Source organism: Brenneria rubrifaciens (assembly GCF_005484945.1).
GTDB classification, from domain to species: domain Bacteria; phylum Pseudomonadota; class Gammaproteobacteria; order Enterobacterales; family Enterobacteriaceae; genus Brenneria; species Brenneria rubrifaciens.
Genome location: NZ_CP034035.1, coordinates 1,861,105 through 1,879,159 on the forward strand (window position 1 = coordinate 1,861,105; position 18,055 = coordinate 1,879,159).

At 50.8% G+C, this 18,055-nt stretch carries 17 protein-coding genes; 11 read left to right on the forward strand and 6 right to left on the reverse strand.

The features are described from left to right. Window positions 1-23: 23 nt before the first annotated feature. The gene (gene ychF / locus EH207_RS08660; protein ID WP_137713629.1) at window positions 24-1,115 is read right to left on the reverse strand and encodes a redox-regulated ATPase YchF; all 1,092 of its coding nucleotides are present in this window, start codon (window positions 1,113-1,115) and stop codon (window positions 24-26) included. Window positions 1,116-1,245: 130 nt separating this feature from the next. Next, window positions 1,246-1,833: an aminoacyl-tRNA hydrolase gene (gene pth / locus EH207_RS08665; RefSeq protein WP_137713630.1), complete on the reverse strand. Its 588-nt coding sequence runs from the start codon at window positions 1,831-1,833 to the stop codon at window positions 1,246-1,248. Between the two features lie 311 nt (window positions 1,834-2,144). On the opposite strand from pth, the gene ychH reads away from it, so the two are divergent. Next, a complete protein-coding gene (ychH, locus tag EH207_RS08670) occupies window positions 2,145-2,414 on the forward strand; it encodes a stress-induced protein YchH (protein ID WP_137713631.1) in 270 nt (89 codons plus the stop codon). A 141-nt stretch (window positions 2,415-2,555) separates the two neighbouring features. Here ychH and prs read toward each other — a convergent pair whose 3' ends face one another. From prs to lolB, 3 genes are all read right to left on the reverse strand, one after another. After that, a complete protein-coding gene (gene prs / locus EH207_RS08675; protein ID WP_137713632.1) occupies window positions 2,556-3,503 on the reverse strand; it encodes a ribose-phosphate diphosphokinase in 948 nt (315 codons plus the stop codon). A 141-nt stretch (window positions 3,504-3,644) separates the two neighbouring features. Continuing rightward, complete coding sequence (gene ispE / locus EH207_RS08680) at window positions 3,645-4,523, reverse strand: 4-(cytidine 5'-diphospho)-2-C-methyl-D-erythritol kinase (protein WP_137713633.1); 879 nt, start codon at window positions 4,521-4,523, stop codon at window positions 3,645-3,647. Between the two features lie 3 nt (window positions 4,524-4,526). Further along, window positions 4,527-5,150: a lipoprotein insertase outer membrane protein LolB gene (gene lolB / locus EH207_RS08685; protein WP_137713634.1), complete on the reverse strand. Its 624-nt coding sequence runs from the start codon at window positions 5,148-5,150 to the stop codon at window positions 4,527-4,529. Between the two features lie 211 nt (window positions 5,151-5,361). Between lolB and hemA the strand changes: the two genes are divergently transcribed. From hemA to EH207_RS08725, 8 genes are all read left to right on the forward strand, one after another. Continuing rightward, a complete protein-coding gene (gene hemA / locus EH207_RS08690) occupies window positions 5,362-6,621 on the forward strand; it encodes a glutamyl-tRNA reductase (RefSeq protein ID WP_137713635.1) in 1,260 nt (419 codons plus the stop codon). A gap of 32 nt (window positions 6,622-6,653) precedes the next feature. Then, window positions 6,654-7,736: a peptide chain release factor 1 gene (prfA, locus tag EH207_RS08695; RefSeq protein WP_137713636.1), complete on the forward strand. Its 1,083-nt coding sequence runs from the start codon at window positions 6,654-6,656 to the stop codon at window positions 7,734-7,736. After that, window positions 7,736-8,596 (forward strand): peptide chain release factor N(5)-glutamine methyltransferase, encoded by an 861-nt coding sequence (gene prmC / locus EH207_RS08700; protein ID WP_137713637.1) that lies wholly within the window; start codon window positions 7,736-7,738, stop codon window positions 8,594-8,596. The genes prfA and prmC overlap by 1 nt, the downstream gene beginning before the upstream one ends. 39 nt (window positions 8,597-8,635) lie before the next feature. Beyond that, entirely contained in the window at window positions 8,636-8,995 is a 360-nt protein-coding gene (locus EH207_RS08705; RefSeq protein WP_137715306.1) for a SirB2 family protein, read from the forward strand. A 2-nt stretch (window positions 8,996-8,997) separates the two neighbouring features. Continuing rightward, window positions 8,998-9,807, forward strand: coding sequence for an invasion regulator SirB1 (gene sirB1 / locus EH207_RS08710; RefSeq protein ID WP_137713638.1), 810 nt, complete (start codon window positions 8,998-9,000; stop codon window positions 9,805-9,807). 67 nt (window positions 9,808-9,874) lie between these two features. Continuing rightward, window positions 9,875-10,729 carry a 3-deoxy-8-phosphooctulonate synthase gene (gene kdsA / locus EH207_RS08715; protein ID WP_137713639.1) on the forward strand — a complete coding sequence of 285 codons (855 nt, stop codon included), beginning with the start codon at window positions 9,875-9,877 and terminating at the stop codon, window positions 10,727-10,729. Between the two features lie 436 nt (window positions 10,730-11,165). Further along, window positions 11,166-12,662, forward strand: coding sequence for a catalase KatB (gene katB, locus EH207_RS08720; protein WP_137715307.1), 1,497 nt, complete (start codon window positions 11,166-11,168; stop codon window positions 12,660-12,662). 71 nt (window positions 12,663-12,733) lie between these two features. After that, window positions 12,734-13,276 (forward strand): ankyrin repeat domain-containing protein, encoded by a 543-nt coding sequence (locus EH207_RS08725; RefSeq protein ID WP_377804945.1) that lies wholly within the window; start codon window positions 12,734-12,736, stop codon window positions 13,274-13,276. A gap of 315 nt (window positions 13,277-13,591) precedes the next feature. Here EH207_RS08725 and ydgH read toward each other — a convergent pair whose 3' ends face one another. Beyond that, entirely contained in the window at window positions 13,592-14,545 is a 954-nt protein-coding gene (ydgH, locus tag EH207_RS08730) for a DUF1471 family protein YdgH (RefSeq protein WP_137713640.1), read from the reverse strand. A 513-nt stretch (window positions 14,546-15,058) separates the two neighbouring features. Here ydgH and pntA point away from each other — a divergent pair. Both pntA and pntB read left to right on the forward strand, forming a co-directional pair. Beyond that, window positions 15,059-16,588, forward strand: coding sequence for a Re/Si-specific NAD(P)(+) transhydrogenase subunit alpha (gene pntA / locus EH207_RS08735; protein WP_137713641.1), 1,530 nt, complete (start codon window positions 15,059-15,061; stop codon window positions 16,586-16,588). Between the two features lie 10 nt (window positions 16,589-16,598). After that, complete coding sequence (pntB, locus tag EH207_RS08740; protein WP_137713642.1) at window positions 16,599-17,987, forward strand: Re/Si-specific NAD(P)(+) transhydrogenase subunit beta; 1,389 nt, start codon at window positions 16,599-16,601, stop codon at window positions 17,985-17,987. Window positions 17,988-18,055: the final 68 nt, after the last annotated feature.

Here is an 18,055-nt window from a genome sequence, read left to right on the forward strand (position 1 = left end):
CCTCATAAGACAGCTGAAGCTACTTAGACGTTGAACAAAAAGTTCATCACGTCGCCATCTTTTACGATGTACTCTTTGCCTTCTGAGCGCATTTTCCCGGCTTCTTTGGCACCTTGCTCGCCTCTATAGGCAATAAAGTCTTCATAGGAGATGGTTTGTGCGCGGATAAAACCCTTTTCAAAGTCGGTATGAATCTTGCCTGCCGCCTGCGGCGCGGTAGCGCCGATCGGGATGGTCCAGGCACGGACTTCTTTAACGCCGGCGGTGAAGTAGGTTTGCAGGTTCAGCAGTTCGTAGCCTGCGCGGATCACACGGTTCAGCCCTGGTTCTTCCAGTCCCAATTCAGCCATAAATTCCGCACGGTCGGCATCGTCCAGTTCAGCGATATCTGATTCAACCGCCGCACATACGGCCACGACAACCGAACCTTCTTTTGCCGCAATTTCGCGGACTTTATCGAGGTAGGGGTTATTCTCGAAACCATCTTCGTTAACGTTAGCGATATACATGGTTGGCTTCAGGGTCAGGAAGCTCAGGTAGCGGATGGCGGCTTTGTCTTCATCCGTCAGATCCAGTGAACGCAGCATACCCGCGTTTTCCAACTGCGGCAGGCATTTTTCCAGCGCGGCCAGTTCAGCTTTGGCATCTTTATCGCCGCCTTTGGCTCTCTTCTGTACGCGATGTATCGCCCGTTCGCAGGTGTCGAGGTCAGATAACGCCAACTCGGTGTTGATGACGTCGATATCGTCAGCCGGGTCAACTTTATTATTCACATGGATAATGTTGTCGTTTTCAAAACAACGTACGACATGGCCGATGGCTTCTGTTTCACGGATGTTGGTCAGAAACTGATTACCCAGCCCTTCGCCCTTAGATGCGCCTTTTACCAGACCGGCGATATCAACAAACTCCATGGTCGTGGGGAGAATACGCTGAGGCTTGACGATTTCGGCCAGTTTATCCAGACGCGGATCGGGCATTGGCACCACGCCGGTATTCGGCTCAATGGTGCAAAACGGGAAATTGGCCGCTTCGATACCGGCTTTGGTCAACGCATTGAACAGAGTGGATTTACCGACGTTAGGCAGCCCGACGATACCGCATTTGAATCCCATGTTTATATCACCTCAACTAACTTATTAATCAGGCAATTACTTTCGATTGCCTGTCAGAAAGAAAATATTGCGGCCGATTATACACGGAATGACGATTTATCTCGATCTGCCATCTGAATCGACGGAGAAATTATGCCGCTTTAAATGCGTGTAACCGGTTCATGGCTTTCACCATATCTTCTTTCAGCAGGATCTCAGTACAGCGAACGGCTTCATCAATGGCGCCATCGATCAGTGTTTGTTCGCTAAACGGCGGTTTTCCCAGTACAAAACCGGTAACTTTATTTCTGTCGCCCGGATGCCCGATGCCGATACGTAATCGGTGGAAATTAGGGTTATTGCCCAGCTTGCTGATGATGTCTTTCAGCCCGTTGTGTCCGCCGTGGCCACCACCCTGTTTGAGTTTGGCAATACCCGGCAATAAGTCCAGTTCATCATGGGCGACAAGTATTTCATCAGGTTGAATGCGATAAAATGTGGCCATTGCCGCCACGGACTTGCCGCTCAGGTTCATAAAGGTCGTGGGAACCAGCAAGCGGATGTCATGACCGGCAAGCGTTAAACGTGATGTATAACCGAAGAATTTGCCTTCTTCTTTCAGCGTCTGGCGGTAAGTGTCCGCCAGACGGTCAACGTACCAAGCGCCGGCGTTATGGCGGGTAACGGCATATTCAGCGCCAGGGTTGGCCAGACCAACGATTAATTTAATGCTACTCACGATATATTCCAGATTGCGCGTATTTCAAATAACGCCGCGTGATTTAAATGAGCAATGAAGTGCGATAGTTTACACATAGGGCAGGTTAAACGCCAAATATCAACTGAATGAAATGAATTAATATCAACAGGAAACTATTTATGGTTTTGTGTTTTTATTTATTTAAACGTAAAAAAATATGAATTTTAATCGCTATATCTGTGATCTTTACCGCAATCATTCGTCCGGCATAGTCTATAATTACATCAATGCAAAAAGGAAGATTATAGCAATATCTTTATTCATCCACAGAGTTGATCTGGAGGTGACAGATGAAACGTAAAAAAGTGACCCTATTAGGCAATGTGTTGATGGGTATTGGTATGATCCTGATGATTGGCGGTATTGTTTTTTCCATTGTCAGCCAGTTTCCTGAACTGAATTTGCCAAAATCCATGATGTACAGTGATCTTGTGAGTATTTTTGCTGGCGCTATTTCCTGGCTGGTCGGCGCCCGTATCAGCGGACGTGAGGCGGTCGCCGATCGTTACTGGTGGGTGAAACACTTTGACAAACGTTGCCAGCGTCAGCGGCATTCATAAATAGATCTAGTAGAACAATTTTGAGAGCCGCTCTAGCCTCGCTATGGCGGTTTTTTCTTATCTCATCGATATTATAACAACGCCACCGGGAAAAGGTGGCGTTGTTGCTCGTTATTAACTGTGACTCAGCTAAAAAAACGATTAATGCTCAAACATGGCGGAGATTGATTCTTCGTTACTGATACGGCGAATCGCTTCGGCCAGCATACCCGACAGGGTCAGGGTGCGGACATTGGGCAATGATTTGATGTTGTCTGTCAGCGGAATGGTATCGCAGACAATCACTTCATCAATAACCGAGTTTTGAATGTTGTCATACGCATTGCCTGAGAAGATCGGATGCGTAGCGTAAGCAAATACGCGCTTGGCGCCGCGTTCTTTCAACGCTTCCGCTGCTTTACACAGCGTACCGCCGGTATCGATCATATCGTCAACCAGAACGCAGTCACGACCGGCAACGTCACCGATGATGTGCATCACCTGAGACACGTTGGCGCGAGGGCGGCGTTTATCAATAATCGCCATGTCGGTATCATTCAACAGCTTGGCAATGGCGCGGGCACGAACGACGCCGCCAATATCCGGGGAAACCACAATCGGATTCTCCAGGTTCTGTTGCAGCATATCCTCCAACAGAATCGGACTACCGAAAACGTTATCAACTGGAACGTCAAAGAAGCCCTGAATCTGTTCTGCGTGCAGATCTACCGTTAATACGCGGTCAACGCCTACGCTGGAAAGGAAATCGGCCACCACTTTGGCGGTGATTGGCACACGGGCGGAACGAACCCGGCGATCCTGACGCGCATAACCAAAATAAGGAATAACCGCGGTGATACGTCCCGCGGAAGCGCGCCGCAAAGCATCAACCATTACAACCAGTTCCATCAGGTTATCGTTGGTAGGTGCGCAGGTGGACTGGATAATAAAAATATCACCGCCGCGTACATTTTCATTGATTTGCACGCTGACTTCGCCGTCGCTAAAACGACCGACAGCGGCGTCGCCAAGGCTAGTGTACAAACGGTTGGCAATACGTTGTGCCAGTTCCGGGATGGCGTTACCAGCAAAAAGCTTCATATCAGGCACGAGAATAACCTCAGGCTTGCGTCCAGAGAAATATTGTACCCGCTGTGATATCCGGGAGCGGGGCGCAACAACAGGCACAATATGCATACGGGTGTATGAATCAGGTTTGATAAAACATCCTCAGTAACAGAGCGGGTATTATCAGACCTGAAATTGCCCGGAAAGTGCGCGTTGCAACGGCGAGACATTAACGCCTCGCGCAACAAAGCCGTTTAACCATTCCGGAGCCTGGCCAAGCACCCGACGGGCTTCGGACTCGGTGTCGAATTCAGCAAACACACAAGCCCCCGTTCCTGTCAGGCGCGCCGGGGCGTATTCTAACAGCCATGAAAGTAGCTGTTCAACCTCACGAAAACGTTTTCTTGCAATAGCCTCACAATCATTGACGAAGGTCTGTTTTAATAACGTCTCTAAAGATCTTACCGGCGAATCCCGTTTTAACTGTGGATCGCCAAAAATCAGTGAGGTGGCGATGCTGATTCCGGGGTGAGCGACCAAATACCATTTTTCCGGCGGGGTGGCGGGCGTCAGTTTTTCGCCGACGCCTTGCGCAAACGCGGCATGGCCATGGACAAACACCGGCACATCGGCCCCGAGCTGCAAGCCCAGCGCGGCCAGCGTATCCGCCCCCAATCCGCACGCCCACAACCGATTCAGCGCGACCAGCACGGTGGCCGCATTGGAGGAGCCGCCGCCCAGCCCTCCGCCCATCGGAAGACATTTTTCAATGCGAATATCCGCGCCGAAGCGGGCGGGGTGAAGACCGTGCCGTAAGCAGTGCTGCTGCAAAAGCCGGGCGGCGCGGACAATCAGGTTCTGCTCGTCTTCAATACCAGCAATCGGTGTCAGCAGATTAATGTTGTCATCCTGACGAGGCGTGATGGTCAGCGTGTCGCCATAGTCCAGAAACTGAAACAGCGTTTGCAGCAGATGATAACCGTCCGCCCGTCGGCCAGTAATATAAAGAAAAAGATTGAGTTTGGCAGGTGAAGGCCATTTTTCAATGCAATGGGGTTGCATGGATTAGTTTACCGTCCAGTTATCCATTTTTAATTTGATACGCTGTTCACCCTGAACCAGCTCAAGGCTATCCGGCAAGGGCGGATTCACCTTCTGATTATAACTCTGGTAGATAACGGTCCAGCTTTGGTTTCCCTGACGATAAGTCAGTTTATTCAGCAGATAACGATCGTCGAGCGAGAAGTCGGTGGCATCCCCTGGCAGACCGATGATCCACTGACGTAAATTATCCAGGGGAATCGCCATGCCGGTCAGTTGTCGCACCATGTATTCGGCATTTTTACCCACATAACGTTTTCCCTGATTGTCGGTGATTTGTACGCCATCCGGTTGAGTACGAAGTTCCAGTTCCGTGCTGCCCAGCGGGTTGGTGAGCAGCAGGCGATAACGCTGCGCCGACGATTCTTGCCAGAAAAAACGGGCATATAGTTTTTTACTATCGGAGATATAGGCAAAGGAACCGCGGGTCTGATATTGGTCCAATTCCCGTACTTTTTGTTGATGCTGTTGCCACGCTGGAGAGGTGGGGCTTTTCCCCGATCCGGTGGGTTGATTGATGCTACAGGCGGTCAGTAACAGACTGGCTAACGGTAGTAACCGCAGGCAACGGACGGTATTTATCGGCATGTCGCGTGATCCTATCAATCGTATTAAGTACCACAGAGTGTGTCACGCTAACGGGCTTGCCGTTTAGCGTCAACGTTTCTATTTACTGTCACAAAGAATATACCTCATAGGGAGGCATCGCGCGCCGTCGCTTTTCTTGCTCTTCCGCATCAAGTAGAATGCCTCTCAGACCAAACCCATACTAACACCGGTATTACTCAAGAATTGTTCAATGACCCTGCTTGCGCTTGGTATTAATCACAAAACTGCTCCTGTTTCTTTGCGGGAACGCGTTGTCTTCTCGCCGGATACGCTGGAGCAGGCTCTCCATAGCCTGTTACAGCAGCCGCTGGTGCAGGGCGGTGTACTGTTGTCGACGTGCAACCGCACCGAACTGTACCTGAGCATTGAGGCGCAGCAGGAAAACCAGCTTGAGCAATTGATTGACTGGTTATGTCAATACCATCATCTGGACCCGGATGAGGTTAGCCAAAGTCTTTACTGGCATCAGGATAATGCGGCTGTCAGCCATCTGATGCGAGTTGCCAGCGGGCTGGATTCGCTGGTGCTGGGCGAACCTCAGATTTTGGGACAGGTGAAGAAAGCCTTTGCGGAGTCGCAACGCGGGCAGTGGCTTTCCGGTGAACTGGAGCGGATGTTCCAAAAATCCTTTACCGTGGCCAAGCGAGTTCGCACTGAAACCGACATCGGCGCCAGTGCGGTGTCGGTGGCGTTCGCGGCCTGTACGTTGGCGAGGCAGATTTTTGAATCGCTGGCCGAAATCAACGTGCTGCTGGTCGGCGCGGGTGAAACCATTGAACTGGTTGCCCGTCATCTGCGTGAACATCGGGTTCAGCGTATGGTGATAGCCAACCGTACCCGCGAGCGCGCTCAGGCGTTGGCGACAGAAGTCGGTGCGGAAGTCATCACGTTGGCTGAACTCGACGAAGAACTCGCCCATGCGGATATTGTCATCAGTTCGACGGCCAGTACGCTGCCGATTATTGGGAAAGGGATGATGGAAAGGACGCTGAAGGCCAGACGCAACCAGCCGATGTTAATGGTGGATATTGCGGTTCCTCGTGATATTGAACCGGAAGTCGGCAAGTTGCCTAACGTCTACCTTTATAGCGTTGACGATCTGCACGCCATTATTCAGCACAATCTCGCACAGCGTAAAACCGCCGCTATTCAGGCTGAATCGATTGTTCAGCAGGAAAGCGCCGACTTTATGGCCTGGCTGCGATCTCAGTCCGCTGTTGAAACCATCCGTGATTACCGTGCGCAGGCCGATGAACTGCGAGCGGAAATGACAGCCAAAGCGCTGGCCGCCATTCAGCAAGGCAGCGACGTTGAAACGGTGATTCAGGAACTGACGCACCGGTTAACCAATCGTTTGATCCATGCTCCTACCAAATCTCTCCAGCAGGCCGCTCGCGATGGCGATCTGCATCGTTTACAAATTTTACGCGACAGCCTTGGGCTGGACTAGCATTCATCTCTTAACAGGATTTAACAGCCCGCATGAAGCCTTCTATTGTTGCTAAACTGGAAGCGTTACAAGAACGCCATGAGGAAGTTCAGGCTTTACTCGGCGAGTCCAGCGTGATTGCTGATATGGACCGTTTTCGCACCTTGTCGCGTGAATACGCGCAGCTCACAGATATTACTCGCTGTTTCCAACAATGGCAGCAGGTACAGGAAGATATACAGACTGCAGCGTTAATGTTGGATGATGCGGAAATGCGTGAAATGGCTCAGGACGAGTTAAAGCAAGCCAAAACCGCCAGCGAAGCGCTGGAACAGCAGCTTCAGATGCTGCTGTTGCCGAAAGATCCCGATGATGAACGGGGGTGTTTTCTCGAGGTTCGCGCGGGAACGGGGGGCGATGAGGCGGCAATTTTTGCCGGCGATCTTTTCCGTATGTACAGCCGTTACGCCGAAGCCCGCCGCTGGCGGATTGAAATCATAAGCGCCAGCGAGGGTGAACATGGCGGTTATAAAGAAGTCATTGCAAAAGTTTCCGGTGATGGCGTTTACGGTCAGCTTAAGTTCGAGTCAGGCGGCCACCGCGTTCAGCGTGTTCCGGCAACGGAATCCCAGGGACGCATTCACACCTCAGCCTGTACCGTGGCGGTGATGCCGGAAATTCCAGAAGCCGAACTGCCGGAAATCAGCCCTGCCGATCTGCGTATTGATACCTTCCGTTCTTCCGGCGCGGGTGGTCAGCACGTTAACACCACCGATTCCGCCATTCGTATTACCCACCTGCCGACGGGTATTGTGGTGGAGTGCCAGGATGAGCGTTCGCAGCACAAAAACAAGGCTAAAGCGCTATCCGTGTTGGGGGCGCGTATCCGTGCGGCAGAAGTGCAAAAACGCCAGCAGGAAGAAGCGTCTACCCGCCGTAATCTGCTCGGCAGCGGCGATCGCTCGGATCGTATCCGTACGTACAATTTTCCACAGGGAAGGGTGACCGACCATCGCATCAACCTGACGCTTTACCGCCTGGATGAAGCCATGGAAGGAAAACTGGATATGCTGATTCAACCTGTGGTGCAGGAATATCAGGCTGATCAGCTTGCCGCGCTGTCCGAGCAGGAATAATGAATTATCAAGCCTGGTTAAGTTCGGCGACGACACGTCTTGCCGCCGGGGAAAGCCCGAAGCGCGATGCCGAGGTGTTGCTGAGTTTTGTCACCGGCAAAGCGCGTACCTTTCTGTTGGCATTTGGCGAGACGCTATTGACAGCAGCGCAGCAGCAGCAGTTGGAGTCCTTACTGGCGCGGCGCATTGAGGGCGAACCTATCGCCTATCTGATCGGCGAGCGTGAATTTTGGTCGCTATCGCTTGCTGTGTCACCCGCGACATTGATTCCCCGGCCGGATACGGAGTGTCTGGTTGAACAGGCGTTGAACCGGTTGCCGGCCGAAGCCGCCACCGTACTGGATTTAGGCACCGGAACGGGGGCAATCGCATTGTCCATCGCCAGCGAACGACCTGATTGTCAGGTGACAGGTATCGACATTCAGCCAGCGGCCGTCGCGTTGGCTCAGCATAACGCGGCCCGATTGAACATAAAGAATACCCGCTTTCTACAGGGCAACTGGTTTTCGCCATTGACCTCGGCGCGTTTTATGTTGATTGTCAGTAATCCGCCTTATATTGATGCCGCCGATATTCATCTTACCCAGGGGGATGTGCGCTTTGAGCCTGTCAGCGCGCTGATCGCAGCAGAAGAAGGTCTGGCCGATCTGCGCTTTATCATTGACAATTCAGAGGATTATTTACAGCCAGGGGGATGGTTATTGCTCGAGCATGGCTGGCGTCAGGGGGCCGCGGTACGTCAGCTTCTGCGACAGAAAGGGTTTTCACATATTGAAACCTGTCAGGATTACGGCGGTAATGACCGTGTTTCGCTCGGACAGTGGACGGAGACAATAACAGCAATGCTAAATCAGGAGTAAACTCGCGTGGCGTTTTTTCTGGGTTTTGCCTATTTGCATATGATGGCTGTCGGCGTCAGTCTATTTCTTTTCGTGCTGCGTTTCTTCTGGTTATGTCGTCAGTCAGCCATATTGCAGCAGCGCTGGGTGAGGAGATTACCGCATATTAATGATACGTTGCTGTTGCTCAGTGGCGTAGGGTTAATTTTTCTTAACCATGTTTATCCGTTCACTGATGAACAAAGCTGGCTGACGGAGAAACTGTTTGGCGTTATTATTTATATCCTCCTTGGCTCAATTGCTTTGGGGAAACGCCCGCGCAGCCAAAAGGTTCGCTGGCTGGCGTTTATATTCGCCTTGGTATGCTTTTATCTGGTCATGCAGATATCGCTTAGCAAGTTACCGTTGCTGATGGAATAACTATGAGTTCTATTGCTGATTTTGAATTCAACCGTTCACAGTTAAGTGAAGGTGTCGTACTCGTTTCACTGGCTATTCGTCGTGACTTCCCCGCTCAGAATGTGCGACAAAATCTGCAACAACTGGTTGATGAAGCCCGTTATGTTATCGCTGACGATCTTGAACAGGATCGTCAGCTTGAGAAATTGATTGAGCTTTTTTTTCACACCTGGGGATTTGGCGGGGCCAGTGGCGTGTACCGGCTTTCGGATGTGCTGTGGCTGGATAAAGTGCTTGAATCACGCCAGGGGATGCCGGTTTCTTTAGGGATAATTTTTCTGCATATCGCCCATGAGCTCGGCCTGCCGTTGATGCCTGTTATTTTCCCAACCCAATTGATTCTGCGGGCTGACTGGATGGATGAAGAAATGTGGCTGATCAACCCGTTAAATGGCGACACGTTGAGCGAACACATCCTGGATGTGTGGCTCAAAGGCAACATTAGCCCGTCATCCCGGCTGATGGATGAGGATTTGGACGAAGCCGAGAATGTGCTGATTGTCCGCAAGATGCTGGATACGCTGAAAATTGCCCTGATGGAAGAAAAGCAGATGGAACTGGCCCTGAGAGCCAGTGAAGCGGTGTTGCAGTTTGACCCCGATGATCCTTATGAAATTCGCGATCGCGGCCTGATATACGCCCAGTTGGATTGCGATCACATCGCGCTGTCCGATCTCAACTATTTTGTTGAGCAGTGCCCTGAAGACCCGGTGAGTGAAATGATCAAGGTTCAGATTCACTCCATAGAGCAAAAACATATTGTCTTACATTGATAGGGTTTTGCATTGAGTGCATGTTTAATTTATTCAATTTCGAGTTATCCGACATTAAGGTAAGAGTATGAAAAACAAAGTAGTCAAGGTCGGTGATATCCCGGTTGCCAACGATTTGCCTTTTGTACTGTTTGGCGGCATGAATGTACTTGAATCACGTGATTTGGCGATGCGTCTTTGTGAGCATTTCGTCACCGTTACCCAAAAGCTGGGCATCCCCTACGTATTTAAAGCTTCATTCGACAAGGCCAACCGCTCTTCGATTCATTCTTATCGCGGGCCTGGTCTGGACGAAGGCATGAAAATCTTTCAGGAATTGAAGCAGACTTTCGGCGTAAAAGTGATTACCGATGTACATGAATCCCATCAGGCTCAACCTGTGGCTGATGTAGTGGACGTCATCCAACTGCCGGCGTTTTTGGCGCGTCAGACCGATTTGGTCGAAGCCATGGCGAAAACCGGTGCCGTTATCAACGTGAAGAAACCTCAGTTTGTCAGCCCCGGACAGATAGGCAACATTGTCGATAAGTTTATCGAAGGCGGTAACGATCAGGTGATTTTGTGTGACCGCGGGAGTAACTTTGGTTACGACAATCTGGTGGTGGACATGCTGGGTTTCAATGTGATGAAGCAGGTTTCCAACGGTTCGCCGGTGATTTTTGACGTGACCCACGCATTGCAATGCCGCGATCCGTTCGGCGCAGCGTCCGGCGGTCGTCGAGCGCAGGTGACGGAGTTGGCTCGCGCGGGCATGGCGGTTGGTCTGGCGGGGCTGTTTATTGAAGCGCATCCCGATCCGGCCAATGCGAAATGTGATGGTCCGTCCGCACTGCCGTTGGATAAGCTGGAACCGTTTCTGCAACAGATAAAAGCCATTGACTCCTTGGTGAAAAGTTTTCCGGAACTGGATACCAGCCACTAAGCGCTTATGGTGTCACCTGCGCGTTTCTACAAACGTGCAGGTTATCAATAAATTTTATTTATCAATAACCGTTTATGCCAAGAACAGAAAAGTGTGACTTTTTTCAAATAAAACTCTCCGCCACTCACCCTATCTAAGCACTGCACGTCCTTATTCCACGGGGCTTTTGCCCCTTCACTCAGTAGGGAATAAGGCGTTGTCTATTGATGTAATAGGTACGATGCTCTCACGAACCCACAATCAATATGGGTAAAGTATCTACGCGTTCAGGCTGAAAGCCTGAATAATCCCGAGCGTTGAGGCGAGAAGGGTCTTGGCTTCATCGGGTTGCTATTGCTAACGCTTCGGGGTAACGGACTTACTACAAAGAAACGAGGATGGCGTTATGAGCAATAGTTCTGTGAGCAATATTTATTCCCCCCACAAAAGTGCAGCAATGGCTTTAGTTGTACTTTTCATCAGCCCGGTAAGCGTTGCCGACACCCTGACGCGAGATAATGGTGCGCCGGTCGGTGATAATCAAAATTCACAAACTGCCGGTGACAATGGCCCGGTGTTATTGCAGGATGTTCAGCTTCTACAAAAATTACAGCGTTTTGATCGTGAACGCATCCCGGAGCGGGTGGTACACGCCCGTGGTACCGGCGCTCATGGGGAATTTACCGCGACGGCGGATATTTCTGATCTGACGACTGCGCAAGTGTTTAAGGTCAATAGTAAAACGCCGGTTTTCGTACGCTTTTCAAGCGTGGTGCACGGTAATCACTCTCCAGAAACCCTACGCGATCCGCGAGGATTCGCCACCAAATTCTACACCACGGAAGGTAACTGGGATCTGGTGGGAAATAACTTCCCCACGTTTTTTATCCGCGATGCGATCAAGTTCCCGGATATGGTTCACGCCTTTAAACCCGATCCCCGAACCAACCTTGACGATGACTCCCGCCGTTTCGACTTTTTTTCCCATGTTCCTGAGTCCATTCGCACGCTGACACTGCTCTATTCCAACGAGGGGACGCCAGCCACCTACCGCAATATGGATGGTAATGGCGTACATGCCTATAAGTTCGTTAACAGTAAAGGTGAAGTTCACTATGTGAAGTTTCATTGGAAAACACTGCAAGGGATAAAAAATCTTGATCCTCAGCAGGTCGAAAAGGTACAGGGCAAAGACTACAGCCACATGTCGAACGATCTGGTAACGGCGATCAACCGCGGCGACTTCCCTAAATGGGATCTCTATATTCAGGTTCTGACGCCGGATTCCCTAAAAACATTCGATTTTAATCCGCTTGACGCCACCAAGATCTGGCCGAATGTGCCTGAACGTAAGATCGGCCAAATGGTGTTGAACAGAAACCCTGACAACATTTTCCAGGAAACCGAACAGGTTGCGATGGCGCCATCAAATTTGGTGCCTGGTATCGAACCGTCCGAAGATAAACTGCTCCAGGGGCGCCTTTTTGCTTACGCCGATACACAAATGTACCGCGTTGGCGCAAACGGCCTCAGTTTGCCGATAAATCTGCCGCGCAGTAAGGTCAACAACGGCAATCAGGACGGCAGCTTGAACAGCGGTAATACGAAGGATAACGGCGTGAATTATCAGCCAAGCCGTTTGTATCCTCGTGAAGAGCTGACGTCTGCGCGCTACAGCCACCTGCCGTTACAGGGAACGACGACGCAGAGCAAAATTCAGCGTGAGCAGAACTTTAAGCAAACCGGTGAGTTATATCGCTCATACAGCGAAAAAGATCGTACCGATCTGGTAAACAGCCTGGGATCGGCGCTGGCAACGGCCGATGAGAAGAGCCGTGACATCATGCTGTCATATTTCTACAAGGCTGATAAAGATTATGGGACGCGTCTTACCTCAGTGGCAAAAGCGGATCTGACAACGGTTCAAAAATTGGCGGAGAAGCTGTCCGATTAATCATTATGTATCTGTTGCCCGCGTCATGAGTTGCCGCGGGCAATGCAATAAAGACTCATGAGGAAACGACAGTGAAATCGCTATTGCTAATGCTATGCCTTTTGGCGACATGTTTTTCCGCTGCCGGGGCTGACGAGAAAACTCAGGATGAACATGCACTGAAACAGACCCTGAATACCTATTTATGGGACGCGGCCAGAGAGGGCAACCTTGATATCATCAACACCTTCATTGCCTCCAAATACAATCTTAATGTCGCGGATGAAAAAGGCTACACAGCGGTGATTCTCGCGGCCTATCACGGTCACGATACCGCTGTTGAAACATTGCTGAAAGGTGGCGCCGATCCTTGTATACGCGATAAGCGAGGTAATTCCGCATTGATGGGCGCGGTGTTTAAAGGTGAAGTTAAAATCGCACGGCGTCTCATCGCTGCTGAATGTAATCCTGACGAACGTAATAATGCCGGACAAACCGCTGCAATGTTTGCTTCTCTCTTTCAGCGTGAAGAGCTGCTGAAGGCGCTGAAAGCCAAGGGAGCAGATATGCAGGCGGTTGATGCCAAAGGCAATAGCGTGAAAACGTTAAGGAAAGGCGAGTTTGTTACGCATTGATATTCCCTGTGGCATACGCAAAGAAAAAGGTATGTGAAAGGGGAAAAACTGACATGCTCGTCGCCGATCTTTGTCCGAAGAAGGTAGAAAAAACCTGAGGTTGATGACAAAGTGCGTCGAGCGGTGAGAATGGGTAGATCGTAAAGACGCTGCAAGTACGTCCCTGTAAGCTCGGGCCGCACCATCCTTGGCGCGGGCGCTTTACTCTTCTATCCCATTCTCACCGTTCTGGTTCCGTAGATAGGTTTATCAACAGTCTGAAAAAACCCGCATTAGAGGCGGGTTTTTTTAATTTTCATCGATAATGGTGAACGTTTATTTATACAGATCCGCGCTAATCGTCATGTTGTTGCCGTTATTCAGCCACTTCCTGGTGATGTGGTAGAACTTGGCGCCTTTTTGTCCGGCGCGTTTGGCGACCGCTTCAGATACGGCGGGTTCAGACTGGAAGTCTCCTCGGAAGGTGACCGAGTCAAACGGAACCATCTGTGCGGCGGTCGCTTTATTCAACTCTTCGATCTTTGTGCCATCCGATAGCGTGATGGTGTAACGCCCACCTTTTGACGATTGCGTTTCAAAGAACCTGCCGATATTGCGGCTGGGACTACCGGAATTCGCTACGCCGGGGATTTCAACTTTGGCGGCTTCGGCGCCACCTGCGGCCAAAGCTGCTCTACCTGCATCAGAATCCGCAGGAATAAGATCGGCGCTTTGAGTTTTGCGTTTTGGCGCATCAGCTTTATATACGTAAGCGGTTACTTTCTGATTACCGCCGCCTTCGGAGTTCATATCTACCTGACGCACTATGTAGAAAGAATCTGCATTTTTCTGTTTGGCCGCTTTAGCGATGGCATCATTCAGATCCGGCTGGCTACGGAAGAAACCGGAGACGCTGACGGTATCAAACGGCTCTAAATTGTAGGCGACATCCTTCGGCAATTCTTTAATGCCGTCAAAGGTGCGGTATTTGACCTCATTAGACACTTTTGGCGCATCGTCATGATAAAGATCGACCGTCACTTTCCAGTTGCCACGGGAGTTTATGTCGGTCATGCCCTGAACATAGAAAGCGTCAGCGCCTTGTTTATCTGCGCGCTTTGATGCCTCAGCAACGGCTTCGTAAATGGCATTGAAACGGCCAATAAAAGAAATACGCTCGAATGGCTGGAGTGATTCAGCTTGCTCCGGCGTGAGTTCCTGCGCTGCGTGCGCTGAGAATGCGGCTAATGAAAGTAGCGCGGATGCAATAACAGTGGTCTTCAGCTTCATAAAAAATCCTTTCGCCTGACGCATTTGGTTTATAACGGACTTAGCAATCAAGATGTAACGGAATAGTCGCCGATTATCGCACGGAATAAACCAGTACGCTTCAGCATTTTAAGCAACATCCTGGGTTATTTTCGCACCTGAGGAAATAGAGAAAAGCGATAATAATAACGGTTAATTATTTTTCAACCACCCTAGGGGATATTTATAGAGATCTTTACATTAACAAGCCCGTAACACATCGTTTTTGTGAAACAACCCAGAATAATACATTAATAAGAATGCTACAAAAGAGGGAATTAAGCGCGGCTTTCGTGCAAAAAGAACCGCTGGCGCCCATAATCACTCGGCTTTTACGTGAAATTCGTTTTATGTATGGATCATCGATCACATTTTCAGTAGGTTATAGGTGAATTTGTTTTAAGAGATATAAGGTGCAATGGGTCTCGGCTGATTCATTTTACAGAGACAGTGAAAATGACAGCCTTCGTTAAAATAAGCGAAAAGGGAATCAGTATGCGTATTGGTGTACCAAGAGAACGGTTGACCAATGAAGCCCGGGTGGCAGCAACGCCGAAAACGGTTGAACAGTTGCTGAAACTCGGCTTTGAGGTCGCAATAGAGAGTGGGGCGGGGAAACTGGCCAGCTTTGATGATGCGGCATATCAGGAAGCCGGCGCGTCAATTGCTGACACGACTGAAGTCTGGCAATCCGACATCGTCCTGAAAGTGAACGCACCGCAGGATGATGAAATTGAGCTAACCCGCGCGGGAAGCATTGTGGTCAGCTTTATCTGGCCAGCTCAGAATCCAGAACTGCTGGAGAAGCTGGCAGCCCGTCAGGTTACGGTGCTGGCAATGGATTCGGTTCCGCGTATTTCCCGAGCCCAGTCTATGGATGCGCTCAGCTCCATGGCCAACATCGCAGGCTATCGCGCAATTGTCGAAGCTGCCCATGAGTTTGGCCGTTTTTTCACCGGACAGATTACGGCTGCCGGTAAAGTACCACCTGCCAAAGTCATGATTATCGGTGCGGGCGTGGCTGGTCTGGCCGCAATCGGCGCCGCCGGTAGCCTTGGCGCGATTGTCCGCGCTTTTGACACACGCCCGGAAGTCAAAGAGCAGGTCAAAAGCATGGGGGCCGAGTTCCTGGAACTCGATTTTGAAGAAGAGGCGGGCAGCGGCGACGGCTATGCCAAAGTCATGTCGGAAGCCTTTATCAAAGCTGAAATGGAACTGTTTGCCGCCCAGGCAAAAGACGTGGACATCATTGTTACTACCGCGCTAATTCCCGGCAAACCTGCACCGCGCCTGATTACTAAAGAGATGGTGCTGAGCATGAAGCCCGGCAGTGTGATTGTCGATCTGGCGGCGCAAACAGGCGGCAACTGCGAACTGACCGTCGCCGATCGGATAACGGTAACGGAAAACGGCGTCAAAATCATCGGTTATACCGACCTGCCAAGTCGTTTGCCGACCCAGTCTTCTCAGCTTTATGGCACCAACCTGGTTAACCTGTTGAAACTGCTATGCAAAGAGAAGAATGGCGAAATTGATGTTGATTTTGAAGACAATGTCATTCGTGGCGTGACCGTCATCAAGGATGGCGAAGTCACCTGGCCGGCGCCGCCGATTCAGGTTTCCGCCCAGCCGCAACAGGCAAAACCTGCCGCTGCGGCAGTAAAGGAAGAAGCCAAACCCGTGTCTCCCTGGAAGAAGTACGCCTTCCTCGCTCTGGCGATCCTGTTGTTTGGCTGGCTGGCTAACGTGGCGCCGAAAGAGTTTCTGTCGCACTTCACCGTATTCGCGCTGGCTTGCGTCGTGGGTTATTACGTGGTGTGGAACGTCAGCCATGCGTTGCATACGCCTCTGATGTCGGTAACCAACGCGATTTCCGGCATTATTGTTGTGGGGGCATTGTTGCAAATCGGTCACGGTGGATGGGTATCTTTCTTTTCCTTTATTGCCGTGTTGATTGCCAGCATCAATATTTTCGGTGGTTTCACCGTCACTCAGCGCATGCTGAAAATGTTCCGCAAAAATTAAGGGGTAACATATGTCTGGTGGATTAGTTACAGCTGCATACATTGTTGCCGCAATTTTGTTTATCTTCAGTTTGGCCGGGTTGTCCAAGCATGAAACGTCTCGGCAGGGGAATATATTCGGCGTTACCGGGATGGCGATTGCACTGTTTGCCACCATTCTGGGGCCGGATGCCGGCAATGTCGGCTGGATCATCGTCGCCATGGTGATTGGCGGCGCGATCGGTGTTTATCTGGCACGTAAGGTTGAAATGACCGAAATGCCGGAACTGGTCGCGATTCTTCATAGCTTTGTGGGTCTGGCTGCGGTGCTGGTTGGGTTTAACAGCTTCCTCGATCACGGCGAAATTACCGATCCTGTGTTGGTGAACATCCATTTAACGGAGGTCTTTTTAGGCATCTTCATTGGTGCGGTGACCTTTACCGGTTCGGTGGTGGCGTTTGGCAAACTTCGCGGCATTATTTCATCCAAACCGCTGATGCTGCCACATCGCCATAAAATGAATCTGGCAGCGCTGATTGTTTCTTTCCTGCTGTTGTTGCTCTTTGTCAACACTGGCAGCGTGGCGTTGCAGGTTATCGCGTTACTGCTGATGACGGTGATTGCGCTGGCGTTCGGCTGGCATCTGGTTGCCTCTATCGGGGGCGCCGACATGCCGGTCGTGGTTTCTATGCTGAACTCGTACTCCGGTTGGGCCGCTGCCGCCGCGGGTTTCATGTTGAGCAACGACCTGCTGATCGTTACTGGCGCGCTGGTCGGCTCTTCAGGGGCGATTCTCTCTTATATCATGTGTAAGGCGATGAACCGTTCTTTCATCAGCGTGATTGCCGGGGGCTTCGGTACTGACGGCTCCTCGACGGGTGAAAGCGAGGAAATGGGCGAGTATCACGAAGCGTCTGCGGAAGAGGTCGCGGAATTGCTCAGGAACTCAACCTCTGTCATTATCACGCCGGGATACGGTATGGCGGTGGCGCAGGCGCAATATCCGGTACACGATATTACGGCCAAACTGCGTGCCCGCGGTATTAACGTCCGTTTTGGCATTCATCCGGTTGCCGGACGCTTGCCTGGTCATATGAACGTATTGTTGGCGGAAGCCAAAGTACCTTACGATATCGTGCTGGAAATGGATGAAATCAATGATGATTTCACCGATACCGACACCGTACTGGTTATTGGCGCTAACGATACGGTTAACCCAGCCGCGCAGGAAGATCCGAATAGCCCAATCGCCGGGATGCCGGTGCTGGAAGTATGGAAAGCGCAGAACGTCATCGTATTTAAGCGTTCAATGAATACCGGCTATGCCGGGGTTCAAAATCCGCTGTTCTTCAAAGAAAATACGCAAATGTTGTTCGGCGATGCCAAAGAGAGCGTGGAAGCAATATTGAAAGCGCTGTAACCCGCGTTGGATAAGTATCAAAGAAGATTAAAAGGGGCGACATCGCCCCTTTTAAATTTACTTTTGAG